This is a genomic window from Candidatus Sulfurimonas marisnigri (assembly GCF_015265475.1).
Taxonomy (GTDB): domain Bacteria; phylum Campylobacterota; class Campylobacteria; order Campylobacterales; family Sulfurimonadaceae; genus Sulfurimonas; species Sulfurimonas marisnigri.
The window spans coordinates 291,595-316,474 of the sequence record NZ_CP054493.1 but is presented as its reverse complement, the minus strand read 5'-3'; the positions used below and the strand labels follow the sequence as shown (position 1 = coordinate 316,474).

Annotated in this window: 22 protein-coding genes; 14 read left to right on the top strand and 8 right to left on the bottom strand. The window is 34.7% G+C overall.

Annotated elements, in window-relative coordinates; all coding sequences use genetic code 11:
• Positions 1–25: 25 nt before the first annotated feature.
• From HUE87_RS01665 to HUE87_RS01635, 7 genes are all read left to right on the top strand, one after another.
• Positions 26–2,881 carry a PAS domain S-box protein gene (locus HUE87_RS01665; protein ID WP_194367021.1) on the top strand — a complete coding sequence of 952 codons (2,856 nt, stop codon included), beginning with the start codon at positions 26–28 and terminating at the stop codon, positions 2,879–2,881.
• 13 nt (positions 2,882–2,894) lie between these two features.
• Positions 2,895–5,267: a PAS domain S-box protein gene (locus HUE87_RS01660; protein ID WP_194367020.1), complete on the top strand. Its 2,373-nt coding sequence runs from the start codon at positions 2,895–2,897 to the stop codon at positions 5,265–5,267.
• A complete protein-coding gene (locus tag HUE87_RS01655; RefSeq protein ID WP_194367019.1) occupies positions 5,264–5,656 on the top strand; it encodes a response regulator transcription factor in 393 nt (130 codons plus the stop codon). The genes HUE87_RS01660 and HUE87_RS01655 overlap by 4 nt, the downstream gene beginning before the upstream one ends.
• Positions 5,653–7,158, top strand: a complete 1,506-nt coding sequence (locus HUE87_RS01650) for an HD domain-containing phosphohydrolase (RefSeq protein ID WP_194367018.1) — start codon at positions 5,653–5,655, stop codon at positions 7,156–7,158. Before HUE87_RS01655 ends, HUE87_RS01650 begins: the two co-directional genes overlap by 4 nt.
• A 209-nt stretch (positions 7,159–7,367) precedes the next feature.
• The gene (ispG, locus tag HUE87_RS01645; protein WP_194367017.1) at positions 7,368–8,432 is read left to right on the top strand and encodes a flavodoxin-dependent (E)-4-hydroxy-3-methylbut-2-enyl-diphosphate synthase; all 1,065 of its coding nucleotides are present in this window, start codon (positions 7,368–7,370) and stop codon (positions 8,430–8,432) included.
• A 76-nt stretch (positions 8,433–8,508) separates the two neighbouring features.
• Entirely contained in the window at positions 8,509–9,960 is a 1,452-nt protein-coding gene (locus tag HUE87_RS01640) for a replicative DNA helicase (protein WP_194367016.1), read from the top strand.
• 30 nt (positions 9,961–9,990) lie between these two features.
• Entirely contained in the window at positions 9,991–11,280 is a 1,290-nt protein-coding gene (locus HUE87_RS01635) for a ComEC/Rec2 family competence protein (protein WP_194367015.1), read from the top strand.
• Here the strand turns inward: HUE87_RS01635 and HUE87_RS01630 are convergent.
• The 3 genes from HUE87_RS01630 to HUE87_RS01620 are packed head-to-tail and all read right to left on the bottom strand — an operon-like array spanning position 11,224 to position 14,223.
• Entirely contained in the window at positions 11,224–12,054 is an 831-nt protein-coding gene (locus tag HUE87_RS01630; protein WP_194367014.1) for a YihY family inner membrane protein, read from the bottom strand. The two genes, HUE87_RS01635 and HUE87_RS01630, sit on opposite strands and share 57 nt — an antisense overlap.
• A gap of 16 nt (positions 12,055–12,070) precedes the next feature.
• Positions 12,071–13,456, bottom strand: a complete 1,386-nt coding sequence (locus HUE87_RS01625; RefSeq protein WP_194367013.1) for an FAD-linked oxidase C-terminal domain-containing protein — start codon at positions 13,454–13,456, stop codon at positions 12,071–12,073.
• A gap of 2 nt (positions 13,457–13,458) precedes the next feature.
• Positions 13,459–14,223 (bottom strand): plasminogen-binding N-terminal domain-containing protein, encoded by a 765-nt coding sequence (locus HUE87_RS01620; protein ID WP_194367012.1) that lies wholly within the window; start codon positions 14,221–14,223, stop codon positions 13,459–13,461.
• Between the two features lie 211 nt (positions 14,224–14,434).
• Here HUE87_RS01620 and HUE87_RS01615 point away from each other — a divergent pair, with 211 nt between their 5' ends.
• Together HUE87_RS01615 and HUE87_RS01610 are read left to right on the top strand one after the other, a co-directional pair.
• Complete coding sequence (locus HUE87_RS01615; RefSeq protein ID WP_194367011.1) at positions 14,435–15,634, top strand: peptidoglycan DD-metalloendopeptidase family protein; 1,200 nt, start codon at positions 14,435–14,437, stop codon at positions 15,632–15,634.
• Positions 15,612–16,181, top strand: a complete 570-nt coding sequence (locus HUE87_RS01610; protein ID WP_194367010.1) for an NUDIX domain-containing protein — start codon at positions 15,612–15,614, stop codon at positions 16,179–16,181. Before HUE87_RS01615 ends, HUE87_RS01610 begins: the two co-directional genes overlap by 23 nt.
• A gap of 14 nt (positions 16,182–16,195) precedes the next feature.
• Here HUE87_RS01610 and HUE87_RS01605 read toward each other — a convergent pair whose 3' ends face one another.
• The 3 genes from HUE87_RS01605 to HUE87_RS12590 all read right to left on the bottom strand — a co-directional run bounded on the left by HUE87_RS01605 (position 16,196) and on the right by HUE87_RS12590 (position 19,140).
• Entirely contained in the window at positions 16,196–18,037 is a 1,842-nt protein-coding gene (locus tag HUE87_RS01605) for a primosomal protein N' (protein ID WP_194367009.1), read from the bottom strand.
• An 88-nt stretch (positions 18,038–18,125) separates the two neighbouring features.
• Positions 18,126–18,590 carry a type II secretion system protein gene (locus tag HUE87_RS12775; RefSeq protein WP_194367008.1) on the bottom strand — a complete coding sequence of 155 codons (465 nt, stop codon included), beginning with the start codon at positions 18,588–18,590 and terminating at the stop codon, positions 18,126–18,128.
• A gap of 151 nt (positions 18,591–18,741) precedes the next feature.
• Positions 18,742–19,140, bottom strand: a complete 399-nt coding sequence (locus HUE87_RS12590) for a type II secretion system protein (RefSeq protein WP_229855181.1) — start codon at positions 19,138–19,140, stop codon at positions 18,742–18,744.
• A 154-nt stretch (positions 19,141–19,294) separates the two neighbouring features.
• Between HUE87_RS12590 and flgB the strand changes: the two genes are divergently transcribed.
• The 4 genes from flgB to HUE87_RS01575 all read left to right on the top strand — a co-directional run bounded on the left by flgB (position 19,295) and on the right by HUE87_RS01575 (position 22,514).
• Positions 19,295–19,726, top strand: a complete 432-nt coding sequence (gene flgB / locus HUE87_RS01590) for a flagellar basal body rod protein FlgB (protein WP_194367007.1) — start codon at positions 19,295–19,297, stop codon at positions 19,724–19,726.
• A 67-nt stretch (positions 19,727–19,793) separates the two neighbouring features.
• Positions 19,794–20,288, top strand: coding sequence for a flagellar basal body rod protein FlgC (flgC, locus tag HUE87_RS01585; protein ID WP_194367006.1), 495 nt, complete (start codon positions 19,794–19,796; stop codon positions 20,286–20,288).
• A gap of 28 nt (positions 20,289–20,316) precedes the next feature.
• Positions 20,317–20,619, top strand: coding sequence for a flagellar hook-basal body complex protein FliE (gene fliE / locus HUE87_RS01580; RefSeq protein WP_194367005.1), 303 nt, complete (start codon positions 20,317–20,319; stop codon positions 20,617–20,619).
• Positions 20,620–20,744: 125 nt separating this feature from the next.
• A complete protein-coding gene (locus HUE87_RS01575) occupies positions 20,745–22,514 on the top strand; it encodes a peptidoglycan D,D-transpeptidase FtsI family protein (protein WP_194367004.1) in 1,770 nt (589 codons plus the stop codon).
• Here HUE87_RS01575 and panC read toward each other — a convergent pair.
• Positions 22,491–23,336 (bottom strand): pantoate--beta-alanine ligase, encoded by an 846-nt coding sequence (gene panC / locus HUE87_RS01570; protein ID WP_194367003.1) that lies wholly within the window; start codon positions 23,334–23,336, stop codon positions 22,491–22,493. The genes HUE87_RS01575 and panC overlap by 24 nt on opposite strands.
• Before the next feature lie 112 nt (positions 23,337–23,448).
• Here panC and prfB point away from each other — a divergent pair, with 112 nt between their 5' ends.
• The gene (gene prfB / locus HUE87_RS01565; RefSeq protein ID WP_194367002.1) at positions 23,449–24,546 is read left to right on the top strand and encodes a peptide chain release factor 2; all 1,098 of its coding nucleotides are present in this window, start codon (positions 23,449–23,451) and stop codon (positions 24,544–24,546) included.
• Here prfB and HUE87_RS01560 read toward each other — a convergent pair.
• The gene (locus tag HUE87_RS01560) at positions 24,524–24,862 is read right to left on the bottom strand and encodes a hypothetical protein (RefSeq protein WP_194367001.1); all 339 of its coding nucleotides are present in this window, start codon (positions 24,860–24,862) and stop codon (positions 24,524–24,526) included. The genes prfB and HUE87_RS01560 overlap by 23 nt on opposite strands.
• Positions 24,863–24,880: the final 18 nt, after the last annotated feature.

The window sequence follows — 24,880 nt, the reverse complement described above, 5'->3', positions numbered from 1 at the left end:
AAAAAAATTATATAAGGTTCAATAAATGAGAGTGACTACTAAATTAACCACTTTACTTTTAGTTGCAGGTTTATTTCCATTTGTTGTTATGACTTACGTAAATTACACCTCTTCTGTAAAGGATATTACACAAGATGCTGTAAACAATTTAACAGCATCTATTAAATATAGAACCAAAGTTATAAATAGATACTCTCAAAATCTTAAAAAAAGTGTAGAGGTTGATTCCATTGATCCTCTCCTAAGCTTTAGACTAACAGACCCAAATAATTTTTCTAAAAATTTAGAAAACAAAAAATTACTTCAAAATTTTCTAGCCCATCAAGTTAAAGTGCACAGCCTTGCTAATACGTTTCTTATTTCATTGTCAGGGGATATTATAGAGAGTGTTATACCAAATATTGACTTTCTCACAAACTTAAATGATGAATCTTTCATAGACAGTGAACTTGCAAAAAGTTTTCATAAAGCTTTAAAAGAAGGAAAAAGTTATATTTCAGATTTTAGTTATCATAATACTTCCAAAAAGCCTTCAGTATTTATAGTCTCTCCTGTTTTTAGTGGTTCTAAGATAGTCGGGGTTCTTGGTTTTGAGATGCACCTTGATGAACTATACTCGATTCTGGGAGACTATGACGGCTTAGGTGAAACAGGTGAGATTATCATTGCATCAAAAGTTGCAGATAGAGCACTTTTTTTAAATCCTCTCAGAAATGATTCCTCAGCCCAATTTAAACGCTACGTAAAAATAGGTTCAGATGATGGATTTCCTATACAAGAAGCTGTAAATTCACGCAGTGGCAGTGGAGTATATAATGACTACAATCATCATGAGGTTATAGCATCATGGGGGTATATTCCTGAACTTAGAATAGGGATGGTATTTAAAGTAGACACCAAAGAAGCATATGAAGAGATATTAATATTAAGAAACAGCACCATTTTACTTGGCTTTATTGCACTTTTCATCTTTATTTATGTTGTATGGTTTATTAAAAAAATGATTTTTAAATTAGAGTCCAAACGTGAACAGTATGAATTTGGCATAATGGGGACAAATGATGGTCTATGGGACTGGAATATAAAAGATAATAAAATTTATTTTTCACCTAGATGGAAAGAGATAATTGGATATAAAGATGATGAACTCATAAATGAGTTCTCTTCTTGGGAAGAGAAAGTCCACCCTGATGATATAAAACAGGTTTTTAAAGATGTTGAAGCGAGTCATGCCAAAGAAGGCGTTCCCTACAACAACATACATAGACTAAAACACAAAGATGGACATTGGGTATATATTCTTAACCGTGGTAAAACTATTTTTGATGAAAATGGAAAAGCTGTTCGTATGGTTGGCTTTCATACTGATATAACAGAAACTAAAACAAAACAAAGAGAACTCCAAAAGGCAAAAAACCTTCTCTCGAATATTATAAATTCTAGTGATAATTTAATCTTCGTCAAGGACGAAAACTTTAAGTACATAGAGTGCAACAATGCATTTGAAAGATTTGTGGGAAAAACAAGGGAAGAGCTTTTAGGTAAAAGTGATTATGAACTGTTTGACAAAGAGGTGGCTGACTTTTTTAGAGCTAAAGATAAAAAAATGATAGCTTCAAATAAAACTCAATACAATCATGAGTGGGTGACATATCCAGATGGTAGAAAAGTTTACTTGCTTGCAGTAAAAACTATACTTCACAATGAAAAAGGTGAGTCAGTAGGTCTTGTTGGCAACTCTGTTGACGTTACAAAAGAGCATGAAACACAACGTGAGATATATAAACTAAAATCAACAATTGAAAAAAGTCCTATCTCTATAATTCTGACAGATAAAGAAGGTAATATTCAATATGTCAATCCAAACTATTGTAAAATTACTGGCTACTCCATAAGTGAACTCATAGGGAAAAACCTAAGAATATTTAAGTCAGGCTACACAAGTGATGAAGAGTATGCAGATATGTGGAATCAGATTAACAATGGTAAAATATGGTCTGGAGATTTTAAAAACATTGCTAAAGATGGCTCTATATTTTGGGACAATTCAACAATAATGCCATCTTTCAGTGAAGCTGACCTAGTAGACGGATTCATTGCTATTAAACTTGAGACAACAGAGAAAAAGTATATGCAAGAGACTCTAAAAAATCAAGAAGAAATTATGATTGCCCAATCCAGACACGCTGCAATGGGAGAGATGATAAGCATGATAGCACATCAATGGAGACAGCCTATAAGTGTGATTGCTATGGGAGCAAACAATATTTTAGCTGATATAGAACTAGATTTGCTTGATGTAGACAATCTTGCAATTGGTGCAAAAGGGATAGTAAAACAAACTAAAGAACTATCACAAACCATTGATGATTTCAGAGACTTCTTTAGACCTGGAAAAACACTAGAAAATATCTTAGCAGAAGATATTTTTAAAGATGCATTCGGTGTAATTGGAAAATCATTAGAAAATAGTAATATTGAAGTTATATCAGAGGTTCACAATGCAACTAAAATAAATATTCACTCTAGGGAATTAATGCAGGTTCTTATAAATATACTAAATAACGCTAAAGAAGCACTAGTTACAAGCGATGTTAAAGAGAAGAAAATATTTATATTTATATATGATAAAAAAGATAGTGTCTATATAAAAATCTGTGACAACGCTGGAGGGATAAAAGGTGATATAATAAAAAAAATATTTGATCCTTACTTTAGCACAAAAGAAAAAAATGTTGGAACAGGGTTGGGTCTGTATATGAGTAAAACTATCATTGAAAAGCATCTAGGTGGAACAATAGAGGCTCACAATAAAAGTGACATTAAAGGTCATATCATCGGGGCATGTTTTATTATTAAACTGCCGTACAGCAATAAATAAAGGGGAGGGAACTATGGTTGATACGATTGGATTAGAACTTAAAAATATTATCGAAGCTCTAAAGAACTCATCTGGCCAACAGTTTTTTGAGAGAATTGTTCTTAGTATGGCTTCTTCTATGGATGTTGATTATGTTTTCATTGCTCGCCTTGATAGTAAAAAAAACAACTCCACAACGATTGCCCTTACCGCAAAAGGCAAAATTGTCGATAATTTTTCCTATGAATTAAAAAATACTCCATGTGCAGATGTCAGCGAAAACTCTGTTTGCTGTTTTACACAAGATATAACCAAACTTTACCCTAAAGACCAACTTCTAATAGATATGAATATTGAAGCTTATATCGGTACTCCATTGCACGACTCTCAAGGTAATGTAATGGGGATAATAGTAGCTCTATCAGAGAGAAAGATAGAGAATGAAGATTCTATTAAAACACTGTTTGAAGTTTTCTCAGGACGAATCGCTGTTGAGATGGAGAGAGAAATACTTGAGACTAGTAACCGTCAATATAAAGAAAGATTAGAGTTAGCATTGGAAGGGAGTAGTGACGGTTTATGGGACTGGGACTTAACCACAAATGAATTATATCTATCTCCTAGATGGAAAGAGATGCTTGGATATAAAGATGATGAACTTTCTAATGAGTTTTCAACTTGGAAAGACAACATCCATACTGAAGACATCGAACAAATTCTATATAAAGTTGACTCTTATCTAAGCCATAAAACAACTGTTTTTGAACACACTTTTCGAATGAAACACAAAAATGGCTCATGGGTGTGGATATTAGGACGGGGAAAAGCTCAGTTTGATAAAGATGGGAAACCATTTCGTATGCTTGGTTATCATACAGATATAACGCAGAGTAAAACAAAAGAGCAAGAAATAACTAGAATAAAAACTCTCCTTAATGACATAATCAACTCTGCTGATAATATCATATTCGTAAAAGACGAAAACTTTAGGTATATAGAGTGCAACACTGCCTTTGAAAATTTTGTTAGTAAATCGCATAAAGAAGTTTTAGGTAAGAGCGATTACGAACTCTTCGATAAAAAGAACGCTGACTTTTTTAGAGAAAAAGACAGACTTGTGATGTCTGAAAATAAAGCACACTCCAACTATGAATGGGCAACTCGTCCAGATGGTACAAAAGCGTACTTTCTTACAATAAGAACTATCCTTCGCAATAGCGAAGGCAAAACCACTGGCATTGTTGGAAACGCTATAGATGTTACTAAAGAGTACAAAACACAATATGAAATATCTAAACTAAAATCTGTACTTAATAGAAGTCCTGTTTCAATAATGATGACAAATAAAGATGGGACTATTGAGTATGTAAATCCAAATACCTCTGCAGTCAGCGGTTACTCGAGAGAGGAACTCATAGGCAAAAATCCAAGAATATTCAAGTCCGGCTATATCAGTGATGAAGAGTATAAAAAGATATGGGATCATATCAGCAGTGGGAAAGTATGGACGGGTGAGTTTAAAAACATTTCCAAAGATGGTTCTATTTTTTGGGAAGACACAACTATACTCCCATCCTTCAACGAAGAGAATGAAGTAAACGGATATATAGCCTTTAAGCTTGAGATAACAGAAAAAATACATTTAAAACAAGAGCTGAAAAACCAAGAAGAGATTATGATTGCCCAGTCTCGTCACGCTGCAATGGGTGAGATGATAAGCATGATAGCTCATCAGTGGAGACAGCCAATAAGTGTAATCGCGATGGGTGCAAATAACATTTTAGCAGATATAGAACTAAACATGCTTGATGAAGTCAGCCTTAAAGTGGGTTCAAAAGAGATAATAAACCAAACTCAAGAACTCTCAAAGACCATTGATGATTTTAGAGACTTTTTTAGACCTGGGAAAACACTGGAAAATATTTTACCTGAAGATATTTTCAAAGACGCATTTAGTGTGATTGGAAAATCTATACTAAATAACAATATTGAAGTTATACAAGAATTTAATAATGGCAAAGAGATTATAACTCACTCCAGAGAGTTAATGCAGGTTCTGATAAATATACTTAATAACGCTAAAGAAGCACTCATTGAAAGCGATGTAAAAAACAAAAAAATAGTTATATCAATAAACGAGATAAGTGATGGTGTAGAGATAACGATTTGTGACAACGCAGGTGGAATAAAAGAAGATATAATAAACAAAATATTTAATCCTTACTTTAGTACTAAAAATCAAAATGTAGGGACAGGGCTGGGTCTGTATATGAGTAAAACTATCATTGAAAAACACTTAGGTGGTGTTTTTCAAGTTTACAACAAACATTATGTCCAAGGGGCAGTTATTGGTGCATGTTTTCTTATAAAACTGCCATATTACAAAAATGAAGGTGGGAAGTCATGAAGGATATTAAAGAGTTAAGAGAGCATGTAAAAGATTTAAAAGTGCTATTTGTTGATGATGAGGAGATGGTTAGAAATGGTACTGGCATTTTTCTTCGTAAGTTTTTTGACAATGTAACTATCTGCTGTGATGGTGAAGATGGGCTTAATACATTTAAAGAATCTAAAGACATTGATATAGTTATAACAGATGTCGTAATGCCAAAGATGGATGGAATTACTATGATTAGAAAAATAAAGGAAATTAATCCAGATATTTTCACTATATTTATAACCGCTTCAAGAGAGGTAGAAGACGAACAGGATCAACTAAGTAATATAGCTATTAAAAAACCAATTTCATTTGAAGATATAATAATGATTATGGAGACTGTAGGAAAGCTAAAGTGAGAAGCCTGAAAAAGCTTAAAGAGTTGAGTGAAAACTTTTCAGCTCTTTATGTTGAAGATGATATTGAAATTCAAACAACAATGATGCGGTATCTTAAAAAGTTTTTCCATACCATTGTAGTTGCTAATGATGGAGTCGATGGCTTAAACTCTTACGAAAAAGGGAAGTTTGACATAATAATTACTGATTTATCAATGCCAAAAATGAATGGTATAGAGATGATAAAGAAGATAAAAGATATGGATGAAAATCAGTCTGTTTTAATTACAACTGCTCACAGTGAATCCAAATATTTACATAGTGCATTCAAAATGGGTGTAGATGGGTATATTCTTAAACCTTTTGACTTGGAACAGTTAAATCAAGAACTTTATAAAATAGTTTATAAACTTAAAAAATTTAAAGAGAACGAGATATATAAAGAGCACCTAAAAGAGATGGTAGAGCAAAAAACATCAGAGCTTAATGCTACTATTAAATTTCAACACCACAACTATGAAAAAACACTTTTATCAATGGTAGAGATGATAGAAGAGAGAGACACTTACACTGCTGGACATAGTAAAAGAGTTGCTGAGTATTGTCAGAAAATAGCTAAACAAATGGGATATGATGATGCTGATTGTACAAAAATATATCAAGCAGGGATACTGCATGATATTGGCAAGGTTGCAACTCCAGACTCTGTACTTTTAAACCCTAAGCAGTTAAACGGTATAGAGTACAAACTTATTCAAGAGCATGTAGAAGTAAGCTATAAGCTTCTTAGCCATATACCAATGTTTACATATCTTGCAGACATTGTTAAATCTCATCACGAAAGATATGATGGACACGGTTATCCACACGGATTATCAAAAAATGCAATACCAGCACTCTCTAGAATAATGATAGTAGCAGATGCTTTTGATGCCATGACAACCAACAGAATATATAAAGCAAGAAAAAGTGTTACTGAAGCCTTAATAGAGCTAACGCAATTAAGCTGTAAGCAATTTCATCCAGAAGTAGTTGAGAGCGCGCTAATAGCACTCAAGGACATAAATATTGATGCAAATATAAATCAACTCCCTAAAACTAAATTGGAGAAGGAGAGATTTTCATATTTTTACAAAGATACCCTTAGCGATGTATATAATCAAAATTATTTAGATATCTCATTGATGAAAAATAAGATTAATAAAGAGTTCAAACACCTATACATATTTAATCTAGAAAATTTTTCTCAGTACAACAAAAAATATAGCTGGAAAGATGGAGATATACTATTACGTGACTTTGCTAACTGCTTAGATAGACATTTTTTACACTCAGATGTATTCAGAATCTTTGGTGACGATTTTGTAGTTATGAGTACAAAAGAAGAGGATATAGCTGAGCTACTGCCACTTCTTGATGAAATCATTAAAGACAGCGAGGTTGAGTACACTTTAAAAGGGGTAGATTTAACTAAAACTAGTATAAATAATATTTCTCAAATAGAAAATATCTACAATATCTAACTTAAACTCAAAATCTCGAAGCCACTGTATATTAAATAAGCCGATAGGCTTAACCCTAAAATTATCAATAGTATCTTTTTTATTTTATTCATTCCGAAATTTTATCATATTTGATACAAGATAAAATCTATTCTTCCTAATTTCATATCTAATTTTGCATCTTCAATTACTAAAGCACCCTTTTATACCAAAAAAGATAAAATCTCTTTATGATAAAAAGAGTCCAAACTAAACAAATTTTTGTAGGTAATGTAGCTGTTGGTGGTGATGCTCCTATAAGCACACAATCTATGACATATTCAAAAACTTCTGATGTTGCAACAACTGTTGAGCAGATAAAAAGGCTCCACTTTGCAGGTTGTGATATAGTTAGAGTAGCTGTTCCAGATATGGAAGATGCTCTTGCACTTAAAAGCATAAAAGAGCAGATATCTCTGCCTCTTGTTGCAGATATACACTTCAACTATAAACTAGCGTTAATTGCTGCCGAAGTGGTTGACTGTATACGAATCAACCCTGGAAACATTGGCTCACGTGAGCGAGTAAAAGAGGTTGTCAAGGCTTGCCAAGCGAGAAATATTCCAATAAGAATAGGCGTTAATTCTGGAAGCTTAGAAAAAGAGTTTTTAGACAAATACGGTCAAACCGCAGAGGGGATGGTTGCATCTGCAGAATACAACATAAAATATCTTGAGGATTTAGGCTTCAGTGACATCAAAGTGTCATTAAAAGCTAGCGATGTTCAGAGAACTGTGGATGCATATAGAATGTTACGCCCTAAAAACAACTACCCTTTTCACATAGGTGTTACAGAAGCAGGAACTCTTTTTCATGCAACTGTTAAAAGCTCAATAGGTCTTGGCGCACTACTTCTTGATGGAATCGGTGACACTATGAGAGTCTCTATAACAGGTGAACTGGAAGAGGAGATAAATGTTGCACGAGCTATTTTAAAAGATAGCGGTGCAGTAAAAGATGGGCTAAATATTATCTCTTGTCCTACATGTGGAAGAATTGAAGCTGACCTAGTTACTGCAGTTAGCGAAATAGAAAAAAGAACTGCCCACATAAAAGCTCCTATGAATGTTTCAGTTATGGGATGTGTTGTAAATGCCATTGGTGAAGCGGCTCATGCTGATGTAGCAATCGCTTATGGTAAAGGAAAAGGTCTCATTATGGTAAAAGGTGAAGTTGTGGCTAATCTAGATGAGTCTGAACTTGTTGACAGATTTGTAGAAGAAGTTGAAAATGCAGCGAGGAATCAGAATGATTAATTTCTCACCGACAGGTGTAGCTTCAGTGACTGAAGATAGTCTGGACTTGTTCAGACTATCTGAGAAAAGGTAATAGATGCAAGATAATTTATACAACCTAGCTTTTGAACGTTCAATACTTAGTTCAATTGTTTTTGAACCTCAGCAGTTTGATGAACTAAGCGTTGCGCTTAGAGAAGATGATTTTTACCTTCCTGCTCATCAAGATATATTTAAAGTTATGACTCAACTTCTTCAAAAAGACCACCCTATTGATGAAGAGTTTATAAAAAAAGAGCTTATAAAAATCAAAAAATTTGATGAGCAGGTTATGCTTGAAATTTTATCAGCAAACCCTATCTCAAACACAAAAGCGTATGTTGAAGAGATAAAAGACAAATCTCTAAAGCGACACCTTCTAACTCTAACTACTGAGATTAAAAGAGTTACAGTTGAAGAGGAGCTACCAAGTGCGGAAGTTATTGATATTGTCGAGAAAAAGCTTTATGATATAACGCAAGACAACCAAACAAGCGACTTTAAAGACTCTCCAAAGATGACCTTTGACACAATGGAATATATCAAAGAGATGAAAGCCCGCGGGAATAATATTTTAGTTGGTGTTGACACAGGCTATCATGAACTAAATAAAATGACTACCGGTTTTGGCAAAGGAGACTTAGTAATCATAGCGGCACGTCCTGCGATGGGGAAAACCTCTTTTATCTTAAACACAGTAAACAGTCTTATTATGCAGGGTAAAGGTGTAGCTTTTTTCTCTCTCGAGATGCCGGCTGAGCAACTTATGCTTAGACTTCTCTCTATACAAACTTCAATTCCTCTGCAAAAATTACGTGTAGGTGATATGAATGATGACCAGTGGGGTTCTCTAAACGGTGCAATAGACAAGATGAACGATGCCAAACTGTATGTTGATGACCACGGCAGTATCAACATAAATCAGCTTCGCTCAAAACTTAGAAAACTAAAAAACAAGCACCCCGAAATAGAGATTGCAGTAATTGACTATCTGCAAATTATGAGTGGCGTTGGGAACCAAGACAGACACCTTCAAGTATCAGAGATGTCTCGTGGGTTAAAGATGCTTGCTCGTGAGCTAAATATGCCCATTGTAGCACTTTCACAGCTTAACCGTGGACTAGAGTCAAGAAACGATAAACGACCGATGCTAAGCGATATTCGTGAGTCTGGTTCTATTGAGCAGGATGCAGATATTATTTTATTTGTTTACCGCGATGATGTTTACCTCTATAAAGAAGAAAAAGAGCGCGAAAAAGCTGCAAAAGCTGATGGTAAAGAGTTTATCTCAGAGTATGTGGAAAAAGAGGAAGAGGATGCTGAGATTATTATTGGAAAGCAGAGAAATGGTCCTACTGGACACGTCAAACTTGTTTTTCAGAAAAAACTCACCCGCTTTGTTGATGCGCAACCTTTTGCAAAAGGAGTTGAGACAGTTTATGAAAACGTAGATACTCGCTCCGCAAATATTAATGTTGCTAATGATATGGTTTCAATGCCACCGCTTTAAGTGAAAAAACCTTAAATGCAAGCTCCTTAAATGATAGAGAGAGTCTCACTTTTTAACACAAAAAGAGAGTTTCTCCTATTTTTACTTACATGTACACTTGTCCTCTTCTACTCACTTCTTATAGAGTACCAAAACTATAAACAACTAACACGCTTCGATTCGCAGATAGTATCTGCAGCAGTTATTAAACAATATGAAAAAATAAAAAACGGTAAAACTTTTCAAGTTCTAAAACTCAAGAGTGAAGAAGGTTTTATTTTTTACAGTAGTGCTAAAAAGTCGTTTGAGCATGTAGAAGGTAAAAAGTTAAAACTTGAAATCTTCGCAGGTAAAATAAATTTTTATGAGTATCTAACAAGCTTTTATGCCTACTCTAAAGTGAAATATATTGACAGAACACCTACTCTAAAACAGGAACTGAACACTTATATTTCATCTATTCATACAAGTGAGAATTCCAATAGCTCACATGTAGATAAGAATATTGCTAATATCTACCAAGCTCTATACACGGCAACTCCATTAAATAAAGAGCTACAAAGTATATTTTCTACTCTTGGAGTCTCACATCTATTGGCAATAAGCGGTTTTCATTTAGGTGTACTTAGCGCCCTGCTCTTCTTTTTGCTAAAACCAATTTATAGCTATTTTCAAAATAGATATTTTCCATATAGAAACTCAAAGTTTGATATCTTTATTATTGTATCTTTAGCACTACTTACTTATCTACTCTTCTTAGACTCCCCTCCTTCACTACTTCGTGCTTTTGCTATGCTTATTATTGGATTTATACTTTATGATAGAGGGATTAAAATAGTCTCAATGCAGACTCTGCTTTTAACAGTTTTGCTTCTCTTGTCATTTTTTCCTAAACTATTTTTTGCTCTTGGTTTTTGGCTATCAGTTAGTGGAGTTTTTTACATATTTTTATTTCTTATACACTTTAAAGATTTAAATAAAATATGGCAATTTATTATAATTCCATTTTGGGTATACATTTTAATGCTTCCCTTTTCACTAACTATTTTTGGAAACTTTAGCATTTATCATCCGCTTTCTATTGTCTGGACAACACTCTTTACTCTATTTTACCCGCTAAGTATATTGCTACATGTAGTTGGATATGCGGATGCATTTGATGGCTTACTAGAGAGTTTAATATTTCTAGGTCAAGAGGGGCTACATGTAGAGCTAAGCTATAAACTTCTAGCTCTACATGTAGTGATTTCGCTTCTTAGCATTTATAAGAAAAGTTTTGTATGGCTAATGCTCGTTTTTAGTTTCTTTGTTTTTATATATGCGGTTTATCATGTAGCATAGCTTCAATCCATATATAAAAATAACCCATGACACATAAATCCATAAAAACAAAAACATCAATATAGAAAAAGAGCCATACATAGTCGCATATGCCTTATTGTAAAAAGCATACTCAATAAAAGCATTCTTGGAGATACTAAATACTATAGATATTACGAATGAACTAATCAGTGATGCTTTTGGATTTATCTTTGTATTTGCAGAGATTTGAAATATGAGAAAAAAGAGTGCCCAAATAATCAGATACGGGATAACAGGAAGTATATTTATAACAGAGGTCATTTCATTTGACTTTATAACCGTAGCCAGCATAGCCGTTATATAAAAAGAGACTCCAAGTGCAATCGGAGTTAAAGTAAGGAGTGTCCAGTAAGTTGTTACAGACTCCCAGAGTGTTCTCTTTTGTGCGTGAAAAATTTTATTTGCAATATGTTCAAAATCTTGAAAAAATAGAAGTGATGTAACTAAGACCATAACAAGACCAATAACGCTCATTTTTGCAGAGTTTGCTAAAAACTTATCTATATGCCCCATCATCATGTCAGAATTTACAGGCATAAGGTTTGAAAATATAAATGTTTTTATACTCATATAATGTTCTGTAAATGACGGTAGAGAAGTAAGAAGTGTTAGCATAATCAAAAGCAGAGGGATAATAGTAAAGATAGTGTAAAAACTGAGGCTTGCAGCATAAAGAGAGAGATCTTTATCTGCAAAAGCAGATAAGAAAAATTTTGTATGTCTATAAAGTTTATATAATTTTTCTTTTAACATGTAGCTTGACTCCTAATCAGTTAAGCCCCATCTTGGCAGGATTTAAAATATTATTTGGATCAAAAGCCATCTTAATAGACTTAAACAGATTCATCTCTTCGTCAGTAAAAGCCATTTTCATATATGGTGCTTTTGCAAGACCGATACCGTGCTCACCTGAAAGTGTTCCGCCTAAGTCTATTGTAGCTTGAAAAACCTCTTCTATAGCTTTGTAAGCTATTTTAACCTGTTCAGGGTCTTTTCCATCAACCATTACATTTGTATGAACATTACCATCACCGGTATGTCCAAAACATGGGATATTTATATTGTACTTATCAGCAATTGCATAGAATCTTTCTAGCAGTTCTGGTAATGCAGAGCGAGGAACTGTTACATCTTCGTTTAGTTTTTTACTTCCGTAAATACTAAGTGATTGAGAAGCATTACGGCGTGCAAACCATATGTCTGATGCTTCGGCTTTATCTTTTGCAATTTTAAATTCAATACAACCGTTTTCACGAAAAACCTTCTCAATTTGAGCAAGCTGAAAATTCAAATCTTCTTCTAAATTTCCATCAACATCTGTAACTAAAAGTGCACCCGCATCAACCGGCAAACCTTTTTTAAATGTCTGTTCAACTGCTCTGATGGTCAAGTTATCTAAAAACTCCATAGCAACCGGTGTTATACCACTAGCCATAGTCTTATAAACTGCCTCCATAGCATCACTAACGCTAGAGAAAATCCCCATAGCCGTTTTAGTCATCTTTGGCTTAGGAATAAGTTTTAGTGTTATCTCTGTAAGTACTGCGAGAGTCCCTTCGCTTGCTATCAAAATTCCGCTAATGTTATAACCAGCCACATCCTTAATAGTTCTTTTTCCTGCTTTAATGATATCGCCGTTTGGTAAAACTGCGCGAGTTGCCATTACATAATCTTTTGTTATTCCATACTTCGCAGCTCTCATACCACCGGCATTTTCACTAACATTTCCACCTATAGTTGAGTAGTCTTGAGAAGCCGGATCTGGAGGGTAAAATAAACCTACCTCTTCTACAGCACGTTGCAAGTCCATATTTATAACTCCGGGCTGAACAATTGCCACCATATTTTTCATATCAATCTCTAAGATTTTATTCATATGTTTTTCCATCGCAAGGACAATTCCACCACTGCTTGGAAGTGCTCCGCCGGTAAAACCACTTCCGGCTCCGCGAGGGACAATTATAACTCTATGCTCGTTACAATATTTTAAAATATTGCTTACGTCCTCTTCATTTCTTGGAAAAATCACCGCATCAGGCTCAAAATGCTCACGTGTTGCATCATAAGAGTAAGCTATAAGGTGAGCCTTGTCGCTATAGATATTTTCCTCACCTACGATACTGCTAAAATGTTTTAAATGTTTACTATCAATCATCATTACTCCTTCGTCTTAAAAGCTTCAAACTTCTCTCGTAATTTATTATTTTCAGGGTTAGCATTAACTAAAAGTTCATAGTAGTAAGGCTCATAACTCTCAAGTTCACTACTACCCTCTCCCCACCAATTTGCATCTATCTCTGGAACTCTTGTATAAAAAGGGAGATTAGTGCTACCTTGTGGCAGTTTAGCCTCTGACACCGCTAAAATTTTAAAACTTCTAGCATCTGCAGTGTATACAAACTCTTCTAAAAATATAAAGACTAAACCAACAGAGGTTGTTTCACTCATCTTTGTGAAGTCTTCTCTAAGTGGTGTTGGGTGTCCATTAAACGAGAGTATAGTTGCAAATATATCAGGATGTACCCATTGAAGTTTTGTACTTTTAGTTACCCTATAGTATATATCTTCATTTGGAGCTATCAGCAATCCTCTGGTGTAGCCAAATGCCAAGACTACATAATCTCCAACTTCTACATGCCATTTTCCACTAGGAAGCGCGCCGTTTGTCAACTCAGTATATTCACTAAGCATAAGTTTTGCTACTTGTGTATCTTTGTCATAACTTGCAACAATAGCATTTTTCAAGATAGTTGTACGATTTTGAGATATTTTATGAACTATGAAACCGCTCATACCAACATCTATCTTATCTATTTTGATAGTAACTTCCGTTTCATCATTATTCACCGTCACTACAGGAGATTTAATAACACTTCCAAACAACTCTATTGCTAAAATAAAAACTAAAACTATATATTTCATTCTCTTCACTTTTCTTTATTTAAACGCAAAAGGAAGTAATTCCTTCTGCTATGCTAACCGCTATGGCACTAAAGCTAACCCCATTAAGGGGTAGAATATTAAAATTTTTCAATTTTATATAATGCGATTATAGCAAACAAACCTCATACTAAGCCAAATTTTGTTAGAGTTTCTGAATTATTTTAAAAAATTTAATATTTATGGTTATTTTATGCGACACTTTTTAATATTCTTTTTACTTATTACATCTCTTTTTGGCTCCAAAGTTGAGACTTTTCGCTGGGCTAACGGTGAGAGTTATCTTGTATTTTTAGAGAAAAACAATCTTCCTATCAAACCTCTTTACTATAACTTGGACAAAGACGACCAACTTCTCACAGAAGAGATGCGCGCCGGTATCCATTGCCACATGTTAAGAGATGAGAAACAAAACATTAAGCAGATATTACTTCCTCTTAATGATGAGCTGCAAATCCATATATATAAAGATGAAAACTCATATGGTTTTGAAGCTATACCAATTATAAGCACTACAAAAACAGAGGCATTTACTTTAAATATTTCCCACTCCCCTTATTACGACATTATAAAAGCAACTGGGAGCAAAAAGCTGGCAGAAATATTCGTATCTAGTTTTAAATACTCACTAAATTTTAAAAGGGACCTAAGAAAAGGTGACACTTTAATTATGATTTATGATCAAAAGTACCGTCTAGGAAGACCTTTCTCTATGCCGGTTCTACAAGTTGCAATGATTGAGATGAAAAAGAAAAAACACTACATATATCTAAATAGCGATGATAGGTTTTATGATGAAAATGCCAATGAAGTAGAGGGTTTTTTACTAGCTTCTCCAGTTAGAGGTGCACGAATATCCTCACGATTCACTAAAAGAAGATTTCATCCAATTTTAAAAAGATGGAAAGCACATCTCGGTGTAGATTATGCAGCAGGGAGAGGAACTCCTATAGTAGCAGCGGGGAGCGGAAGAATTTCATATGCAAGTAGGCTTGGTGCGTATGGGAACCTTATAAAGATTAGCCATAATGATGGCTATGAAACAAGATACGCTCATTTAAAATCATTTCGCAGAGGTATAAAAAGAGGTAAATATGTTAAAAAGGGTCAAACAATAGGGTACGTTGGAAATACAGGGCGCTCAACCGGTCCACACTTACACTTTGAACTTAGAAAAAATAATGTAGCCACAAACCCTCTTAGAGTTGTTCAAGTAACTACTAAAAAACTAAAAGGCAAAGAGAAAAAAGCATTTTTAAAACTAAAAGAGAACTACAACGAGAGCATAGGACTGCACCTTAAAAATGAAACAAAATTTGTAAAATTATCCAGACCTGATACAACTTGCTATTTCTATAATGGGGGACAATGTGCACAAGATAGACTCTACTGAAAAACTAAAAAATCCAAGATTTATAAAACCTATCATGATTAACTACTCCCATTTTGGGGTAGAAAAAAAATGGGAAGCTGTTTTAAGTCATGACAGTGTTGCCGTACTGATTTACCACACACAAAGAAACGCATTTGTTCTAGTAAAACAGCTACGTGCTACAGTTTTAAACAAAAACAAAGACAACGGGATGATGTATGAACTCTGTGCAGGAATAGTCGACAAAGAAGCAAGTAACGCGCAAATAGCAAAAGAGGAAATTTTAGAAGAGTGCGGGTATGATGTGCCTGTTGAGAATTTAGAAAAAATCAGCTCTTTTTACACAAGTGTTGGCATTTCGGGAACTCACCAAACTCTTTACTATGCTGAGTGTGATGATAGTATGAAAGTGAGTGAAGGCGGCGGTCTGCACGATGAAGATATTGAAGTTATATATGTCCCCGTTGAAGAATCACGAGAGTTTATGTTTGATGAGAGCTACCAAAAAACTACTGGTGTTATGATGAGCTTTTACTGGTTTTTTGATACAAAACAGCACCTGATTTAAAATCTACATGTAGACTATCCAAATTCAATAGGATCCATATCTATTTCCGCAAGCCCTACTCTGCAAGCTTGTATTGCTTTTATTATATCTGTACTCTTATCAGAGCGCAGAAGTATCTCAAACCTATACTTATCAGCTACTCTCTCTACTCCACATTTTCCATAACCTACTATCTCAATATTTTGTATTTTAGATAGTTTCTCTTTCATTTCATTCATTTCGCTTTGAGCTTTTAGTCCGTTCTTATGAGAAAAAAGGATGCGGCAAAGTTTCTTATATGGAGGATAGAGCTCTTTTCTGTACTCTTTTTCCTCTTCTAAAAAATTCTCATAACTGCCTATGTAAGTTTTAAAAAACTCTTCATTAAAAGTTTGAACTAAAACTTTGGCATTTTGCTTTCTCCCGCTTCTGCCCGAGACTTGTATTAGAGATGACAAAGCCTTCTCTCTTGCTCTGTAGTCACCCATATTTAGCATATTGTCCATCCCAAGAACAACTGCCAAAGTAACTCCATGATAGTCATGCCCCTTACTTAGCATCTGAGTTCCTACAAGTATATCGCTCTCTTTGTCATTGAAACGTTTTAGTGCTTTTTTCAGTTTGTTTGAAGTGGTTATAACATCTCTGTCAAACTGCTCAACCCTAGCCTCAGAAAACTCTTCGCCAATCACCTTGACTGCCTCGGCAGTTCCAAGTCTGCTACTCGTAAGTGAACCGCCACCACACTCACAGCACACTTGAGGTATAGCTTGTGAATAGTTGCAGTAGTGGCACTTCAGTGCTCTGCTTTTTTGGTGAATACTCATACCAACACTGCAAAACACACACTCATAAGTGTGTCCGCAATCTTGACAAATAAGATACTTAAAATTTGCACGGGTCGGGAGAAAAACTATAGCCTGCTCTTTTGCTTTTAAACTCTCACTTAAACTGTCAAATATCAAAGGGGATAGCTTTTCTGCTGAACGCTCATAAACAAACTCTTTTTGTGAGCTGAAGTGGCCACCTTTGAGCCTTACATGTGCAAACTTTGTATAAGAGTTTAAAGATGGTGTTGCACTCCCTAAAACAACAGGTACGTCATAAAGTTTGCCCATATATATGGCTATATCTCTGGCGTTGTATCTTGGGCGTGAAGATGATTTATAACTGTCATCGTGCTCTTCATCTACAACAATCAGACCTAACTCTTCAACAGGGAGAAAAAGTGCGGAACGGGGACCTGCTATGATATATGCAGTGCCGTCATAAATTTTTTGCAGTGCAATCTTTTTTTGTTTTGGAGTGAGTTTTGAGTGCCACATAACCACTAAGTCACCAAAGTGTTCCTCCAATCTTTGCCCCATCTGCGGAGTCAAAGAGATTTCAGGCATAAGAAAAATAGAGCGTTTTTTCTCTTTTAAAACGTCATAAAAATATTGCATATATATCTCTGTTTTTCCGCTGCCGGTATCACCAAAGAGAAGAGAGGTTTTATGTTGTTTTAAAAATGTAAGTGCCTCTTGTTGTTTTTGTGAAAGAGTAATATTTAAAGTAGTCTCTTCGTCTAATTCAAGTAAAATTTGTGAGATAGAAAAAGGGGTCATAACCCCAAAAGCCTCACCCAAAGATGAAAAGTAGTATGTGCTTATAAATTTAGCAAGCTGCATCTGCTCTAAACTATACTTAAAATCACTTACTTCTAAAATTTCACTTGTTTTAAACTCTGGCTCATTACACGTAGAGACAATAACACCATCAACTAACCTGTTTCTTACTTTTAAACTGACTTTTGTACCTACATGTAGATTTAGCAAACTTTGGTAGGTAAATGGCTCAAGAGGAGAGTTTAAAAGTGAAATATTATAATAATGCAAATGTTTTTATTATCCAATGTTAGGGGTATTTCTTTTATAGTTCCCAAATTGTATTTGGGAGTTTATACTTGTGAATGAATAAACTTTATTAATTTACAAGATCCGCACACAGCTCTTTTTGAGCAGTTGTTCCCGTTGTAGTGCTGCAATTAAATATTCCAGTTGAAACAGTATATGTAAAAGTAGTTGTGACTCCATTGATTGTAATCGTGTAAACATCAGTTACACCAGCATTGACAGCACCCTGAGTCCAGGCACCTCCTGCAGCTATACCATACATTAAAAGTGTTCTATTTGCATCACTTCCTGTAAAAAGAATACCAGCTCCCGTACTTAATCTCGGCATATAGTCATTAAGCCCCCTGATAAGTCTACCTTGTCTCTCAGTAACAATAGCAGAGCGGATGGAGCCTATATCTGCACGAGCTCTAGTTATCTCTGCATCTGTACGGGTAGCCGCAAATCTAGGTATAGCAACTGCTGCTAAAATTCCCAAGATTACAATTACAAATACTAGTTCCACCATTGTAAAACCGTTTTTTGATTTTTGCATAAAAATTCCTTAAAATACGTCATATTTCATATATTTATTATATTAACATAATGTTTAATTATTTAAGTTTAAAGTTTGTTTGATTTTTTAAAAGAGAAAGGGACGCTTGCATGCATCCCCAAGAAAAATTTGGGAATGAGTAAAAAATAAATTAACGAGCTACTGCAGCACCTAGTAATGAAACATTTCCATCTCGCACATTAGCAAACAGTATACAACTACCTGCACCATTAAGTTGGTCAATTATCAAGTTATTACCAACAACTGTTGCAGTTGCACAATTAGTAGTACCAGACACCGCTGTAATAACGGTAGCAGTAACAGTAAGAGTATTACTTCCGTCAACAATAGTGTCTAGATTTGGAATAGCTCCTGTTGCAGTAACAGTTGATTGAACCTGATTTAAAGCACCTTTCCAGTTTGCTAAAGCTGCAGTAGCAGTCGCATCTTCACGAGTTGCAGCAAGTTTTGGAATAGCCACAGCTGCCAAAATACCTAAAATAACGATAACGAAGATTAATTCGATCATAGTAAAACCAGCTCTTTTCATAAGAGACTCCTTAGTAGATAAAAAATTTGGGTTACTCTAATAACCTTAGCAACATTATGTAGCAGTTATGATTAAACTTCGCTTAATATATATAGATATATATTTTGGAACTAATATTGCTTAGTATATATATAATATAAAAAAGGAGTATAAAATGAGCATTCAAACATCTAAAGCAAATACTCTTGTTGCAGCTGCACTTGACTACAGAGCTGCTCGTCAAGATATGATATCTTCAAATATTGCCAATGCCGATACTCCTTTTTACAGACCAAGAGATATAAGCTTTGAAGATGCTCTTCGTGCAAAACAAGCTGAAATATATAAAGATAACTCATCAAAGCTTGCTCTTGCAAAAACAGATGGTGCGCATATAGAGTTTCGTGATGAAAAAAGCTCATACAGACCAAAAACTTTTTTCAGAGATGGACATATGGCTAGAAATGACGGAAACAGTGTAGATTTGGATGTTGAGACAACAGAGATGAGTAAAAACTCTGTAATGTTTAATGCTCTTGTTCAAGCTAAGAAGAAAAATGGTGCTATTTTCAATAGTGTTATTGATTCATCTTCAAAAATAAGTTAAGGTAGGTATGAGTTATGAGTAATTTTTTAAATAGTTTTGATAAGTGTTTTCAGATTAGGTTGTGCAGATGAGTAACTTTCTCAATAGTTTTGATATAAGCGGTTACGGTTTATCTGCTCAAAGAGTTCGTGTAAATACTATATCTCAAAATATTGCCAATGCTCAGACTACAAGAACTGACGAGGGTGGACCATACAGAAGAAAAGAAGTAGTATTTAAAGCTATCAACTTTAACCAAGAGTTCAACAAAGCACTAAACTCTATGACCGACAGTGCAAAATATTCAGACCCTTTAAATGAAGGCGATTTTGGAAAAAAGGTGAATCCTGCTATAATGAGTGTAATAGTTGACAAGATTTCACGTGACGACAGAGAGCCAAAGTTGAAATTTGAGCCAAATCATCCAGATGCAGATGCAAATGGTTATGTTGCATACCCAAATATTAATCCTGTTATCGAAATGGCCGATTTAGTAGAAGCGACTCGCTCTTATCAGGCAAATGTTGCTGCGTTTCAAAGTTCAAAAGATATGGCAAACAGTGCAATATCTTTGTTACAATAAATAAATTTAAAAATGAGGGGGCTGTATTATGAGTAATATTAATGGAATAACTGGCACATCCACAGCCGAATTACTAAAACAAAAAAGTAAACTAGAAAATCCAAGTGGTGGCGAGGCTTTTGCCGAGCACTTAAAATCTGCTATAAATGAAGTGAATGAACTTCAAGACAAAGGCGATAAAGCACTTGGAGACATGGCTACTGGTCAAGTAAAAGATTTACATCAGGCCGCACTTGCGATTGGCAAAGCAGAGACAAGTATGAAATTAATGCTTGAAATAAGAAATAAAGCTCTTAACGCTTACAAAGAGTTGGGCAGAACACAATTATAACTAGTTTGTAAAAGGAATAAAATCCCTTTTACTTCGCTTATTCTAATGCTACCGCTAAAGTTCAAAATCTAAAAATTAACAACTTCATCAATATAAAATGTTATAATCTTTTTTAAAAAGAACATATGATAAATCAAAATAAAAGCAAAAAAATACTTCTTCTTTATGTGTTAATAGCTCTTGGCTTTTTAATATTTTTAAGTGTAATGCTTTTAACCACTCTAAAATTCCGTGATCTTCCCTCTTTATACACAAAAGAGAGTTCAAAAGCTGTAAGAGGCTCTATTATAAGTGCGGACGGCTTTCATATTGCAAGTACAAAAAAACTTTATAAAGCCATTGTAAATACTTACTACATAGACCCTTTAAAAAAAGATTTGTTTATTGAACTTTTCAGTATATATTCCGGTATAGACTCCCAAGAGATAACAAAGAAGCTTAACAAGAAAAGAGGAGTGGTAGTTCTAAGCTATAACATAGAACAAAAACAGGCCCAATACCTAAAGAGATTAGCTTACGAACTTAGACGATTAAAAGTCTTTATAGAACGTAAAAGCCCTACTACAGGACGAACTACACTTCATGGGCTAAGCATAATTGAGAGCGGAGAGAGTAGAGAGTACTCTTATGGAGACTTACTAACACCAATCATAGGATACCCACATAAGATTGAAGAAGAGGGCTATACTTATGTAAAAGGTGTAAAAGGTTTAGAGAGACGATTCGAAGATGATCTTCAAGCAAAACAGGATGAACAAAGCCAAGGTCCAAGAGATGTGAACAGCTATATTATTTTAAATAAAAAAAGCTTCTCAAAAGCAAATATTAATGGTTTGGATATAAAACTAAGCATTCCAATATCTCTTCAAATCAGAGTAGAGAGAATGCTTGATAAAATGAAAGTTGAACTCGCCGCAAAACATATAATGCTGGGCATTATGAATTCAGCTAACGGTGAGGTTATCACCTTAGCCAGCTCAAACAGATTCTTGCCTAAGGCAATTAAAAAAAGTGACTATCCATCTCTAAACAGTGGTATGATTGAGTATAGTTTTGAGCCAGGAAGTGTTATTAAAACAATCACGTTTGCACTACTTTTAGACAAGGGACTAATCAACCCTTATGACTTAGTAAATGGGCATAATGGCCGTTTTAAAATTGGTAATAAAGTTATAACTGATGAGCATAAATTTGACTGGCTCTCTGCTGAGAATACTATAGTTCACTCATCTAACATCGGAATAGCTCAACTTGCACAAAAGTTATCTGGAGCAGAGTTTCACGAAGGGCTTAAAACATTTGGTTTTTCTAAAAAATCTACACCTGATCTTATCTATGAAAAAGCGGGCTCAATCCCAAGTGCTATAAAACTCAATAATGAGATATACAAAGCTACCTGCTCTTACGGATATGGAATGAAAGCAAATCTAATGCAGCTTTTGCGAGCATATAGTGCATTTAACAACAACGGAAGAATGATTACTCCAAAAATAGTCACTAGTTTTATAGATAGCTATGAGAGAGAGACAAAGAGTATAGATGAGGAGCAGATTCAAGTTATAAAAAGTTCAACTGCCCATAGAGTCAAAAAAGTTCTCATAAAAACCGTAAATGAAGGGACTGGAAAAAAAGCTAAAACAGAAGGTTTAGTTATTGGCGGAAAAACTGGAACCTCCCATATAGTTGAGAAAGGGAGATATGTCAGGAAATACAACACTGCTTTTATAGGTTTTGTGAATGACAAAGAACAAAAATATACAATTGGGGTAGTCGTTGTTCAGCCTAAAAAAAGCCAATTTGCAGCTCAAACATCAGTACCTGTATTTAAAAAAGCTGTTGAGATAATGATTGAAGAGGGCTACTTAACACCCTCAAAGCCAAATATTATCAAGTAGTCTAGTAGTGCCAACTCTCACTTCAACTAAAATAATCGTATTTCCTATCTCTACATGTAAGAGTTGTTCAAAATCAAGATTTAAAACTTCTACATAAAAAATCTCCAAATCTCCAAGACTCTTTCTCATCTCTTTGACAATCTCTTTTGAATCCAAGATATTTTTTCCCACCATAGAGCTTGCTGCACGTAAAGATGACGAAACCTTAAGTGCTTCGACTCTCTCTTTAGAACTGAGATATACATTCCTGCTGCTTAGAGCCAAGCCATCGCTCTCTCTAACTGTGTCTACTGGAACTATCTGTGTATTCATAAAGAGCTGCTTCACCATCAAAGAGATTAGATTTAACTGCTGTGCATCTTTTTTACCAAAGTAAGCTCTTGTAGGTGTAACTATGTTTAAAAGCTTCATAACAACAGTTAAAACACCATTGAAATGTGATGGGCGGCTATTACCCTCCAGAACATATCCTCTAACATTAGGAGCACTTAAGGTTACTTCATCAGTGCCGTAAATATCTTCTACATGTGGAAAGAAAAGAACGTCCACACCGCTTAGTTTACATATCTTCTTATCAGCTTCATCTTTTTTAGGATACTTATCTAAATCTTCACCTTTTAAAAACTGCGTAGGGTTTAAAAAAATAGAGACAACGACTAATTCATTTTGCTCTTTAGCTTTTTTTATAAGTGAAATATGCCCTTGATGCAGTGCGCCCATAGTTGGCACAAAACCGATACTTTTGCTTCCTTGAAAACCGATAGAATTATTTTCACCCTTTAAGTACTCTTTTAATTCTAATGGACTAGAGATAATCTTCATTTTAAGCCTCAATTTAATATAATCACAATTATACTACAAAACATAAAGCTTTAGTCGCCTAAGGGGCGTCAGCGGAGTAAAAGGGATTTTATTCCTTTTAAGGGACTTATAAATGGACAACTACGAATATACAGAACTTTTAAAAAACTTAACAATTAAAATGGATAACATTACTGGTGTTGTTGAACCTGATAAGCTTAAAGCCAGACTGAACGAAATAGAAGAGTTGGAAAATAATCAAGAGTTTTGGGATGACGCAAGTAATGCTGCAAACGTACAGCAAGAAAAGACAAAGTGTCAAAGAAAGCTGGATAAATACTATGTAGCTAACAATGCAATACTTGATGCAAAAGAACTTTATGAAATGGCAAAAGAAGAGAGTGATGAAGAGTCTATAAATGAATGTTTTGATAGTGCCCAAGAGCTAAAACAACAAATTCTAAATATGGAGATAGAAGTTCTTCTCAGCGGAGAGATGGACTCAAAAAATGCCATACTATCCATCCATCCTGGAGCCGGAGGTACAGAGTCACAGGACTGGGCTGAAATGCTGCTTCGTATGTATAAACGTTTTGCTGAGAGACGCGGTTTTTCAGTAGAGGTACTTGACTACCAATCAGGCGAAGAAGCGGGAATAAAAGATGTTTCCATCCTTATAAAAGGTGAAAATGCATATGGATATTTAAAAGTTGAAAATGGGATTCATAGACTAGTAAGGATATCTCCTTTTGATTCTAATGCAAAAAGACACACCTCATTTTCTTCTGTAATGGTTTCTCCAGAGGTTGATGATGATATAAATATTGTAGTAGAGGATAAGGACATTCGTATAGATACCTACCGTTCTAGTGGAGCCGGTGGACAACATGTAAATAAAACTGAGTCTGCTATTAGGATAACCCATATAGCAACGAATGTAGTTGTTCAGTGTCAAAACGATAGAAGTCAGCACAAAAATAAAGCAACTGCAATGAAGATGCTAAAGTCAAGATTGTATGAGCTGGAGCTTGAGGCACAAAAAGCTGAGCTTGCTGGTGTATCTAAAAGTGAAATAGGTTGGGGACACCAGATTCGTTCTTACGTTATGCAACCGTATCAGCAAGTAAAAGATACAAGAAGCAATGAGGCTTACTCTAATATCTCAGGTATTTTAGACGGTGATATGGGAGAGATGATTGAGGGAGTGCTTATTGCTCAGAATCGTTCTTAGCATTAACAAAGCTGTAGCCTAAAAACCCAATTCCAAAAATAATAGTTACAATTGTCAAGTATTCTCTCTGCTTTGCTTGGGTATTTTTCAGTTCCTCTAAAATTTTTGCACTGCTGGATTTTGAAGATTTTTTAGAATTCCCAGTTGAGCGCATGGCATGTGCTTCCATCCTTGCTACATTTGCAGCTGCTATCTCATTTTGAGTAAATCCTTTTTTTGGAGTTGTCCAAAAATATACAATAAAGCCTACAATGAGAAATAACACACCTAAACTTCTGAAAATTAATTTTTTATTTTTAATAAATATTTCTTTCATTATATACCTTTTTATAAA